Source organism: Kitasatospora sp. NPDC051914, from assembly GCF_040680995.1.
Taxonomy (GTDB): Bacteria; Actinomycetota; Actinomycetes; order Streptomycetales; family Streptomycetaceae; genus Kitasatospora.
In genome coordinates, this window is record NZ_JBFAXX010000149.1 from 1 (window position 1) to 3,601 (window position 3,601).

Genomic DNA, 3,601 nt, shown 5'->3' on the forward strand with positions numbered 1-3,601 from the left:
AGCTTCTGGCAGGGCAAGCTCTTCGTCCTCGTCCTGCTGGGCTTCGCGGCGACCGACTTCCTGATCACCATCACGCTGTCGGCGGCCGACGCCACCGCGCACCTGGTGGAGAACCCGCACCTGGCGGAGTCGCTGCGCGGCAACCAGGTGGGCATCACGCTGCTGCTGATCGCGCTGCTCGGCGGGGTGTTCCTGAAGGGCTTCAGCGAGGCGATCGGCGTTGCGGTGGTGCTGGTCGCCGTCTACCTGGGGCTGAACGTGATCGTCGTCGGCACCGGCCTGTGGCACGTCCTCACCGCGCCGGAGCTGATCACCGACTGGCGGCATGCGCTGACGGCGGAGCACGGCAGCGTGATCGCGATGATCGGGGTGTCGCTGATCACCTTCCCCAAGCTCGCCCTCGGCCTGTCCGGCTTCGAGACCGGTGTCGCCGTCATGCCGCACATCAAGGGCGACCCGGACGACACCGAGGAGAAGCCGACCGGGCGCATCCGCGGCGCCCGGAAGCTGCTGACCACCGCCGCCCTGATCATGAGCGTCTTCCTGATCACCAGTAGCTTCATCACCACCCTGCTGATCCCCGCGCCGGCCTTCGAGCCCGGCGGACAGGCCAACGGCCGCGCCCTGGCGTACCTCGCCCACGAGTACCTGGGCAATGCCTTCGGCACCGTGTACGACGTCTCCACCATCGCCATCCTGTGGTTCGCCGGCGCCTCGGCGATGGCGGGCCTGCTCAACCTGATGCCCCGCTACCTGCCGCGCTACGGCATGGCGCCGCACTGGGCGCGTGCCGTGCGGCCGACCGTCCTGGTACTGACCGCGGTGGCGTTCCTGGTCACCTGGATCTTCGACGCGAGCGTCGACAAGCAGGGCGGCGCCTACGCGACCGGCGTCCTGGTGCTCATCACCTCGGCGGCCGTCGCGGTGACCATCGCCGCCCGGCGGGCCCGCCAGCACGGCTGGACGATCGGCTTCGCCGTGATCGCCGCGGTGTTCATCTACACCACGGCCGCGAACATCGCCGAACGGCCCGACGGCGTGAAGATCGGCGCCTGCTTCATCGCCGCCATCATGCTGATCTCCTTCACCTCCCGCCTCGCCCGCGCCTTCGAGCTGCGGGTCACCGACGTCGTGCTCGACACCCTCGCCGAGCGCTTCGTACGGGACAGTGCGCACCGCTCGATCCGGCTGATCGCCAACGAGCCCGAGGCCCGCGACCTCGCCGAGTACCGCGACAAGCTCCACCAGATCCGTGCCGACAACGCCCTCCCCGCCGAGGACGACCTGGTCTTCGTGGAGGTCACCGTCCGCGACCCGTCCGATTTCGAGGCCGAACTGCGGGTGCACGGCGAGGTGGTCCACGACCGGTACCGGGTGCTCACCCTGGAGCACTCCAGCGTCCCCAACGCCCTGGCGGCCCTGTTGCTGCACGCCCGGGACACCACCGGCCAGCTGCCGCACATCTACTTCGAGTGGACCGAGGGCAACCCCTTCGCGCAGTTCCTGCGGTTCTTCCTGTTCGGCCAGGGCGAGGTCGCCCCGGTCACCCGCGAGGTCCTGCGCGAGGCCGAACCCGACCGCTCGCGCCGCCCGCACGTCCACGTCGGCTGACCGCCCCCCGACTGCACCGAGCGCGCCCGGCCGCCCCCCCCGGAAGCCGCCGGCGGGCCGCGCCGGCGGAGCACACCGAATCCGCGCCGCCGACTCCGGCCCACCGCCCTCCTCGGGCGCCCGGGTCTGCGAGAATCGACCGTCCGGCGGGCAGACGTGAGGAGACCCAGGTGAGCGAGGACGAGATGAGGCCGCGGATTCCGCAGCTGAGGCTCGACGAGCTGCTGGAGGAGCTGCAGGCCCGCATCGATGCCGCGCGCGGCACCCGCGACCGCGTGCACAGCCTCCTGGAGGCCGTCCTCTCGGTCGGCCGCGAACTCGACCTCACCCATGTCCTGCGGCGGATCGTCGAGGCCGCCGCGGTCCTCGTCGACGCCAAGTACGCCGCGCTCGGCGTCATCGGCCCCGACGGGGAGACCCTCTCCCAGTTCCTCACCGTCGGCCTCTCCGACGAGGAGATCGCCGAGATCGGCCCGTACCCCACCGGCAAGGGCATCCTCGGCGAACTGATCCGCCGCCCCGAGGCGCTCCGCCTGGAGGACCTGGCCGCGCACCCCGCCTCGCACGGCTGCCCGGCCCACCACCCCGTGATGCGGACCTTCCTCGGCGTGCCCGTCCGGGTCCGCGACGAGGTCTTCGGCAACCTCTACCTCACCGACAAGCGCAACGGCGAGGGCTTCGACGCCGACGACGAGTCCGTCATCTCCACCCTCGCCGTCGCCGCGGGCGTCGCCATCGACAACGCCCGCCTCTACGAGGAGGCCCAGCGCCAGCAGCGCTGGCTGAGCGTCAGCGCCGAGATCACCCGCAGCCTGCTCTCCGGCACCTCCCGCACCAGCGTCGTCGAACTGATCGCCCAGCGTGCCCTCGCCATCACCGGCGCCCGGACCGCCGACATGGCCGTACCCACCGCCGACGGCAGCGCACTGTGCCTCGAGCTCGCCCTCGGCGGCGACACCGCCGACCGGCTCGGACAGCTGCTCCCGCTGGAAGGCTCCCTCCCCGGCCGGGCCTACACCGGCGGTGCCCCGGTCACCACCGGCCACCTCGGGGACGTCCTGCCGGGCGGCGGCGCGGACCCCCGCCACGGCCTCGGCCCGGCCGTCGCAGTCCCGCTCGGCCGGCACGCGGGCGAGATCCAGGGCGTCCTGCTGCTCGCCCGGCGCTTCGGCGAGCCGGCCTTCACCGACCGCGAGATCGGCCCGCTCTCCGGCTTCGCCGACCAGGCCGCACTCGCCCTCGAGCTCGCCGAACGGCGGCGCGACGCCGAACAGCTGGCCATGCTCGAGGACCGCGACCGGATCGCCCGCGACCTGCACGACCTGGCCATCCAGCGGCTGTTCGCCACCGGGATGACCCTGCAGAGCGCGGCCCGCTTCATCGAGCACTCCGGCGCCTCCGACCGGGTGCTGCGCGCCGTTGCGGACCTCGACGAGACCATCAAGATCATCCGGTCCACCATCTTCGGCCTGCGGGCCCGCGAGGAGGAGGGCCGGCAGGGCCTGCGCTCGCGCGTCGTCGCCGTGGTGGGGGAGGCCCAGCCCGCCCTCGGCTTCGCACCCAGGCTCAGCATGGAGGGCCTGCTGGACACGGACGTGCCGATACGGCTCGCCGACGAGGTGGTGGCCGTGCTCGGCGAGGCGCTGAGCAACGCCGCACGGCATGCCAAGGCGCGGCGCGTCGAGGTGGTGCTGCAGGCGACCGGCCGGCAGGTCGTCCTCACCGTGGAGGACGACGGCGTGGGCATCCCGGAGCAGGGGCGGCGCAGCGGCCTGCGGAACCTCGAGGAACGGGCGGCAGGCGTGGGCGGCCGCTTCGCCCTCACCGCGCCCCAGGACGGCGGCACCCGCCTGACCTGGTCCGCCCCCCTCGACCCGGCCTGAGGCCGAGGGAGCCAGGGCACACCACTGGGGGTGGGGGGGGGGGTGGGGGGGGGCCCCCCCCCCCCCCGGGGGGGCGGGGGGGCGGCGGCCGGGGGGGGGGGATTTGT

Annotated in this window: 2 protein-coding genes; both read left to right on the top strand. The window is 73.2% G+C overall.

Features of this window, described 5'->3' with window-relative positions:
* Positions 1-1,611, top strand: a 1,611-nt coding sequence (locus AB0M03_RS39470) for an amino acid transporter (RefSeq protein WP_363501627.1), incomplete at its 5' end; no start/stop codon positions are given.
* 185 nt (positions 1,612-1,796) lie between these two features.
* Positions 1,797-3,494 (top strand): GAF domain-containing protein, encoded by a 1,698-nt coding sequence (locus AB0M03_RS39475; RefSeq protein WP_363501630.1) that lies wholly within the window; start codon positions 1,797-1,799, stop codon positions 3,492-3,494.
* Positions 3,495-3,601: the final 107 nt, after the last annotated feature.

What these genes read in the sequence shown, in the direction of transcription:
- AB0M03_RS39475 (WP_363501630.1), top strand. Translation starts at nt 1,797, where the DNA reads ATGAGGCCGCGGATTCCGCAGCTGAGGCTCGACGAGCTGCTGGAGGAG.